We start from the raw sequence: 7,286 nt of genomic DNA on the forward strand, positions 1-7,286 counted from the left end.
GCTATGTCTGAGCAGTGAACGGCTCCGCACATATTGACGCAGCAGGCAACGGCTATTCTTACCCTGTTGGCCAGACTTTTCTCCGTAAAGTACTCGTGCAGCTCGTCCATGATGACCTTGACCAGACCGGAGGCATCAGTGGCGGCTGAGTGACAGTGTATCCAACCCTGGGTGTGGACTATGTTGCTGATACCCGGTCCGATACCGCCAACCATAAAGCCTCTGCTCTTGAGATCGGCAATGAGGGGAGCTATCTTGCTCTCTGCATCTACAAAGAACTCTACGTTGTTTCTTGTGGTAAAACGCAGATGGCTGTCGCAGTGTTTCTCCGCTACGTCTGCTATTACACGGAGCGTGTCAGTTGACAAAAGCCTTGGTGAGGCCACTCTGACGGTATATATCTTATCGCCAGTCTCGCTGACGTGAACCATTGACCCTGGGGTGAGTACCTCGTGGTACTTCCATTTGCCGTAGTTCTTCTTTATCACCGGGTGTAAGAACTGCTCGTAATTGGGTGGACCAATATCCGTTTGTCTCTGTGGTAACTCTGACATAAGTATAAAACCTCCTTATCAAAAAGTTGTGATAGATTTATCTTTTAATGTCTTCCTCAGACCAGAAGAAGAACGGATCCCTACGCGGCTCTTTAACCATGGCTGCAACCGGTGTAATGTTCAGGTCTTTCAAGAAGCGCGGGAAGCTGACTCTTTCGATAAGCTCGCCGATTCTCTCACGGTTCTTGCCGTTTTCATCCCACCATTCCCATATCTTGCCAACCAGCTCGTAGAACTCTTCATACGGCGGCTCCATCTTCATAAATGGTACGATGACCCATGACATCAGGGCACCAGTAACAATGGGGGCCTTGCTGCCTAAAAGGATTGTTGCTCCTTGTTCCTTGCCCGGTCTCAGTGCCTTTGGCATCCTGGCAAGGCAGTGCATACACCTGCTGCAGTTGGAGTTATCGATCTTAAGCTCGTCGCCAGCCATCTGCATACAACCGGTTGGGCACATGCCGATGACTTCAGCCTGGATGTCCATTTTGCCCTTGTAGTTTTTGACTTCGGCTTGGTCTATCTGTATGTCACCCTTCCAGGTTCCAATGATGGACATGTCGGCACGTGCGATGGAGGCGATACAGTCAACGGCGCAGCCTGCCACCTTGAACTTGAACTTGTAGGGGAATGCGGGTCTGTGCATCTCATCCTGGAAGTGGTGGGTGATGTCGTTGGTCAGGTGCATGGTGTCGATGTTGGCCCACTCACACCTAGCCTTACCAACGCAGCAACTGGGTGTTCTCATTGCCGAACCGGAACCTCCGAGGTCCCAGCCTCTTGAGGAGAACTCCGCAAAAATTGGTTCCAGACTTTCCGTCTTGGTACCCAAGAGTACCAAGTCGCCAGTGGAACCGTGCATGTTGGTCAAGCCGCTTCCGTACTTGTCCCATATGTCGCATACCTGCCTGATGGCAGCAGACGTATAGAAGAATCCCGATGGACTGTTAATTCTGACCGTGTGGAAGTGTGCCACGCCGGGGAACTTCTCCGGAATATCGGAGTATCTGCCGATAACTCCACCGCCGTAACCCCTCACGCCAACGATTCCGCCGTGCTTCCAGTGGGTCTGCTTTTCCTTGAAAGAAAGCTCCACCAGACCGAGCAAATCGGCAGCCATGTCCGAGTGTCCGGCTGCTTTTTCCATCTCTGTGACGAAGCTCGGGAAGGCGCCCTTCTTTAGCTCGTCCAGTAACGGTGTTTCGTACTTCTTACCCATGTAATACCTCCTTATTTAAATATATATAGAGATTCCGCCAAAATCCCATTTCCTAATGAGACCCTTAATCTACCTAGATCATGATAGTTGCTTTTAGCAAGTACATATGATATATACTACTACCTTGTCTATATATTATAATAATCTATCCACATGAGATTTTAGCCACATGATTATAACATAGTTTATGAAAATTGTAAAGCTGCAATTAAATGGTTTCAAGTCTTTTGCAGAAAAGACATCTTTTACCATGCACTCGGGGGTCACTTGCATCGTAGGTCCCAATGGCAGTGGCAAGAGCAACGTTGTGGATGCCTTCCGGTGGGTGCTGGGTGAGCAGAGCGCAAAGACCCTCAGGGGGGATAAGATGGAAGAGGTCATCTTTAGTGGCACCTCCGACACGGCCCCCAAGGGCATGGCCGAGGTCACCCTGTCGCTGGCCGACATCAGGGGCACCGAAACATCCGACATCGAGGTCTCCGGCAACGGCTCTGGTAAACCATCCGGCAACGGCTCTGGTAAACCATCCGGTAACGGTTCCGGCAAACCATCCGATAACGGCTCCGACAAACCATCCCCCGACAAATCCGCCTCCGGTTCGGACATCGTCGATGTGACCAGGAGGCTGTATCGTTCCGGTGAGAGCGAGTACTACATCAACAAGACCAGGAGTCGCCTCAAGGACGTGCGTGAGTTGTTTCTGGATACCGGCCTTGAGGTAAAGAGCTACTCCATCCTGGAGCAGGGCAGGATCAGCGAAATACTCAACGCAAAACCTGCCGAACGCCGGTTTCTCATAGAAGAGGTTGCCGGGGTCATGAAGTACAAGGTGCGGAAGTCTGAGGCAATGACAAAGCTGCAGCGGGCCGGTGCCAACCTTGAACGGGTAAACGACATCGTCAGCGAGGTAAAGCGTTCGGTGGGGTCGTTGGAGCGGCAGGCAAAGAAGGCCGAAAGGTACAAGGCCCTCGTTGACCGCCTAAGCTCGATAGAATTGCGTGTTGCCAGGCGTGACTACGATGCCCTTGACAATGCTTATAAGGCCCTCGATCTGCTCCATGCCAAATACTCCGCCAGACTTGCCGAACTCGCCACCGAAGTTGCGCACAACGAGGAGTTGAAGGCCAGACACGGCGCCATCCTTAGGGACAAGAAACAGGTCATGGATAAAACCCTCACGGCGATATCGGAAATGGAAAAACGCCTCTCCGGTACCGAAAAGGACATGGCCGTCAAGGACTCTGCCCTGAGCAACATCCTCAGTCACATCGAACGCCTCAGCGCCCAACAGGCCGACTACCTCCAGCAACAATACGAGACCATCGACAGGATGGAGGAACTCTCCGAGGTTGAGCTTGAGCTGCAACGTGAGATCGAAACCGTCGAGGCAGAGTATCAGGGCGATAAGGCCAAAATCGATGGTATCGAACAGACGTTTGCTGCCATCGAGGCGGAGGTCAGGGACAAGAACCGGGACTTTTATCAGCTCTCCGAGCAGATCAGTAACGTCCGCAACGAAATATCCACGCTCCAGGGTCATCTGGGGGCGTTGCAGCAGAAGAAGGAGTCCTCCGGGGGGTTCTTCAGGGGTGCGCAGCAGACGCTTAACAAGCATGAGGGCGACATCGAGGCCACACAAAAGGACATCGCCACCACTCAGGAGGAGTTGGCCCTGACCACGGAGCGAAGGCAGTTGTTGACCACACAACTAAAGCAGTCGGACATGTCGATAGAGCGTCTGAGGCAGGGAATCTCTGCCAAACGTGAGTCGATTGCCTCCGACAGGGCCAGGCTCAAGTCCCTGCAGGAGGTAACCGCCAGTACGCTGCATGAAAAGGACTTTGGCGGCTTCATAAATATCGTGACAACGCTTTCTACAACCCTGGAGGTGCCAAAACAGTATGAGGTAGCCGTAGAGAGCGCCCTGGCGGACAAGGTCATGGGGGTAATATTTGGCACCGTGGACGAACTCAAGAGTGCGGTGGCATTTATCAGACAGCGTGCGTGGGACAGGACGGCGCTGATTGCCCTGGAGTTATATCCCTCCTCTGCTCCACACCCCTCCCCTGGCCCCTCCCACAAGGGGAGGGGGACAGAAGACGTGGGAGGTGTTACCGCTGGCGACGTCATGGCGTTGGATGTGATCAAGGTCGATGGCGCATACGGAGCGATAGTCAACCAACTCTTGGGGGACTTTGTCATCGTCAGCGACATTGACAGGGCGTTGGAGTTGTTCATGGGCAATGGCGATGGCTGGGGCAGGCATTATGTAACGCTTGATGGTGATGTCCTGGACTGTAGCGGGGTGCTCACTACGGGTAAGGGCACCGACGTGCTGCGGCATCTGAGGACTATCCGGGAGTTGACGGAGGGTCTTGTTGTCAGTGCCGAGGCGCTTGACGTCCTTGAAAAGGGGCTTGCCGCTGCCATTTCGGAGCGGGACTGGCTGCGCACGGAGCAACAAGAGGTGCAGGAGCAACAGGCGTCCCTGGACAAGGAGGTGTCCATATTTCGCCTCAACCTCAAGAAGCTCACCGAAGAACGTGACAGGCTAGCCAAAAAGATGCACTACATGGAGGTAGAGGCGCAGCAGACAGAGCAGGAGCTACAGAGTGTGGTTGCGGCCATCACGGAAAAGACTGAGCATCAGAACATGCTCAACGTCAGGAAGGATGAGACAGCCGTATATCTCCAGGGGCTTCGTGACAACCTGTCCTCGCACAAGGCGCTGATAGACACCACCCGTGCCTCCCTGACGGACAAGAAGGTAGCCCTGACGGCCAAAAAGGAGCGTCTCAAGTCGGTTCAGAAGGAGTCCTCCTCCCTGCGCAGGGCGGCAGAGACCATAGCCGATAAGCTCTCCGGCATTGCCCGGGAGTCCGCCACACTAACGGCCAACAGGCAGGAGATGGCCAATGATATTGAGTTTGGGGCAGTGGACCTTCAGAAGTTATCGCAGGAGGTAGCGGTCTTACGTCAGCGGGCTGCGCAGGAGAAGGACGTCATCAACGTCGATATACACGCCCTTGGTGAGATCGACCGGACGCTGACTCAATTAAGGCGTGACACCGATATCATGAAAGAACAGCTCAACGAAACCGACGTACAACGTATGCAGCATAGTCTCAGGATGGAAAACATCAGGACGTCTGTTGCCGGCATATATGACAAGGACGTCCTTGAGGTTGAGCTGCAACCGTTAGAGGAAGGCGAGGAGGGGATGGTCGGTGAACTCAAGCGTAAGATAGCCGATATTGGTGCGGTCAACATGGAAAGCATCCAGGAGTACGAGGAGCTAAAGGTGCGGTACGACTTTCTGTTGGCCCAGCAGGAGGACCTCCTGAAATCGATAGCGGAGTTGGAGCAGGTCATAGCCAGGATAAACTCCACGACGCGCAAGATGCTTACGGAGTCATTTTACGAGCTTAACATCAAGTTTAACGAGACGTTTCAGGCGTTCTTTGGCGGTGGCAAGGCGGAGTTGGCGTTGACCGATCCCTCAAACATCCTGGAGTCCGGCATAGAGATAGTGGTGCAGCCTCCTGGCAAGAAGCTCCAGAACATAAATCTGCTCTCGGGTGGGGAGAAGTCGTTGTCAGCGTTGTCGTTGATCTTTGCCGGGTTTCTGATAAAGCCCACGCCCATGTGCATCCTCGATGAGGCCGACGCCGCCCTGGATGAGAGCAACACCCGCCGGTTTTCCGAAACCCTCAGGGCACTTTCGGACAAGACACAGTTTATCGTCATCACCCACAATCGCGCTACGATGGAGATAGCCGATTACATCTACGGCATAACCAACGAAACTGCCGGCATGTCAAAGGTCATCTCCATGCAGTTGAGCTGAAGAAGAAAGAAAAGGCAAGAAGGGGAGCGGCTCCGCTTCTTGGCGCTCCAGGTCGCACCTGGCTCCCCTCAGACCCCTCCCGCAAGGGGAGGGGCGAGGCGCCCCGGCCACGAAGAAGTCCCCTTGACCCCATTAAACAACAAGATACCTTTTTGGATGCAACTTGGTTGAGTTTTCATTAATTGACTGACATTCAAAAAACGGAGATTGAACGCAGACTTGCCGCCTACTACAAGAATCGTGATGCCGGGGATAGTTGGGAGAATGTAAAAGATAGAATATTAAATCCTAAAAGAAGTCCCATTGACCCTGTTCTGTTGAACTACACGGGCGATTCCCATTTAAAATCAAGATAATAGCTTATGGTTTTAAAATCATCGGTGTTAAATGTCCTTAGTGTAGAACCTATCTGTCGTGCTGTAAGTGCTATTAATATGTCGTTTGTAATATAACGGAGACCTCTTATGTCATAGTTTTTTTCGTTTTTCAGGAGGCTTAAAATCTCTCCTGCCTTTAGATAATCATATAGTGTCGGAGTAACAAATCTTGTTGTTTTTCTTGCGGTCTTGAAAAGTTTGTCAATGTCTGAAATAGCTTTTGATGTAAATGCACCAGCCCTGAGTTCCATGATAACTACACTGCTTATAAATATACACTCTTCCTTTCTGAATAGTACATCATCATCTATTTTATTTGCAGCCCAATCTATATAAACATTGGTATCGTAGATTACCTTAATCATAAACAGCTTCAATACCGCCAATGCCTTTCATTGACTTAATCGCTTCTCTTATTTGCCCTTCATCTATTATGTAACCCAGTGCTTTTTCAACGGTTTCACTGTCCGTTTTTGTATCCAGTATTTTTTTTGCCCTTTCAAGCAAGATAGGGTCAAGCTTCAGATGTTTATTAACTTTTCTCTTGTCCATTGCTTCCTCCATTGTGTACCAATTGATTGTATGTTATAAAAATAATGAGCAAAATGTCAAAAAAAAACTCTGCCTTCTGCTTCATGCAGGACCACCCAATGTTGGTGTACACACTTGAGGGAAGAAAGAACAATTTTTTATACCGCCCATTGCATATTGCCATTGCCGGGCTAAAGATTATTGCCCCATGTTCCGATATCATAATCTATGGTGTGTAGATTGGGGATAATGTCACCGGCAGGGATGAACAAAAAAGAGTCGGTTCAGAGATACCACGATTCTGGCATGGCTTTTGCTATATCTCTTGTATGACCTGATCTCAACAATGACAACGGCCAATAAAAAAATCAACGCATATCAGACACGGATGCTAACCTTCAATGGCAAAGACATATCACTGGATACAAACATGATAGGCAGCATACCTGAGGTGGCCCCTAAGGCAAGCCTGTATGGTGTCTATGGCGCCTCGATTGTTATCACGAGTGAGAGTACGGTAGACCCGGTTGGTCTGAGTTGTGGCAGCGTTCCGATGGCCTGCTTCCAGGGAAATACGCTTCCCAAGCGCAACCTGGTCGGCTATCTCTGTAGGTCAAACAACTTCGGAGCAGTGGGCGGCACGGCTATATACACATACTAGGCGCTGACGGCTTTGACGGCAATGGGGACATCCCTGTTGCCGTTGGGCTGAAAAAGGAATAACTTACTCAAAAAAATCCCTTCAAGTCCTCTACGGA

Annotated in this window: 6 protein-coding genes and 1 pseudogene; 3 read left to right on the forward strand and 4 right to left on the reverse strand. The window is 51.1% G+C overall.

Features of this window, described 5'->3' with window-relative positions; all coding sequences use genetic code 11:
* Nucleotides 1-554, reverse strand: a pseudogene (locus HWQ67_RS10125) (dissimilatory-type sulfite reductase subunit beta); the annotation flags it as partial.
* 37 nt (nucleotides 555-591) lie between these two features.
* Nucleotides 592-1,773: a dissimilatory-type sulfite reductase subunit alpha gene (gene dsrA / locus HWQ67_RS10130; protein WP_218252573.1), complete on the reverse strand. Its 1,182-nt coding sequence runs from the start codon at nucleotides 1,771-1,773 to the stop codon at nucleotides 592-594.
* A 187-nt stretch (nucleotides 1,774-1,960) separates the two neighbouring features.
* On the opposite strand from dsrA, the gene smc reads away from it, so the two are divergent.
* Nucleotides 1,961-5,620, forward strand: coding sequence for a chromosome segregation protein SMC (gene smc / locus HWQ67_RS10135; protein ID WP_218252574.1), 3,660 nt, complete (start codon nucleotides 1,961-1,963; stop codon nucleotides 5,618-5,620).
* 182 nt (nucleotides 5,621-5,802) lie between these two features.
* Nucleotides 5,803-5,976, forward strand: coding sequence for an addiction module protein (locus tag HWQ67_RS20550; protein WP_218252575.1), 174 nt, complete (start codon nucleotides 5,803-5,805; stop codon nucleotides 5,974-5,976).
* Here HWQ67_RS20550 and HWQ67_RS10145 read toward each other — a convergent pair.
* The gene (locus tag HWQ67_RS10145; RefSeq protein ID WP_218252576.1) at nucleotides 5,943-6,362 is read right to left on the reverse strand and encodes a type II toxin-antitoxin system VapC family toxin; all 420 of its coding nucleotides are present in this window, start codon (nucleotides 6,360-6,362) and stop codon (nucleotides 5,943-5,945) included. The genes HWQ67_RS20550 and HWQ67_RS10145 overlap by 34 nt on opposite strands.
* On the reverse strand, nucleotides 6,355-6,549 hold the full coding sequence (locus HWQ67_RS10150; RefSeq protein ID WP_218252577.1) for a hypothetical protein: 195 nt from the start codon (nucleotides 6,547-6,549) through the stop codon (nucleotides 6,355-6,357). The genes HWQ67_RS10145 and HWQ67_RS10150 overlap by 8 nt, the downstream gene beginning before the upstream one ends.
* 325 nt (nucleotides 6,550-6,874) lie before the next feature.
* Here HWQ67_RS10150 and HWQ67_RS10155 point away from each other — a divergent pair, with 325 nt between their 5' ends.
* Complete coding sequence (locus HWQ67_RS10155; RefSeq protein WP_218252578.1) at nucleotides 6,875-7,189, forward strand: hypothetical protein; 315 nt, start codon at nucleotides 6,875-6,877, stop codon at nucleotides 7,187-7,189.
* The last annotated feature ends 97 nt before the right edge of the window (nucleotides 7,190-7,286 follow it).

This window comes from Candidatus Magnetobacterium casense (assembly GCF_019173545.1).
Lineage (GTDB): Bacteria > Nitrospirota > Thermodesulfovibrionia > Thermodesulfovibrionales > Magnetobacteriaceae > Magnetobacterium > Magnetobacterium cryptolimnobacter.

Excerpts from the sequence above, each read along its gene's own strand:
- dsrA (WP_218252573.1), bottom strand. The coding sequence starts at position 1,773 with ATGGGTAAGAAGTACGAAACACCGTTACTGGACGAGCTAAAGAAGGGC.
- smc (WP_218252574.1), top strand. The coding sequence starts at position 1,961 with ATGAAAATTGTAAAGCTGCAATTAAATGGTTTCAAGTCTTTTGCAGAA.
- HWQ67_RS10145 (WP_218252576.1), bottom strand. The coding sequence starts at position 6,362 with ATGATTAAGGTAATCTACGATACCAATGTTTATATAGATTGGGCTGCA.
- HWQ67_RS10150 (WP_218252577.1), bottom strand. The coding sequence starts at position 6,549 with ATGGACAAGAGAAAAGTTAATAAACATCTGAAGCTTGACCCTATCTTG.
- HWQ67_RS10155 (WP_218252578.1), top strand. The coding sequence starts at position 6,875 with ATGACAACGGCCAATAAAAAAATCAACGCATATCAGACACGGATGCTA.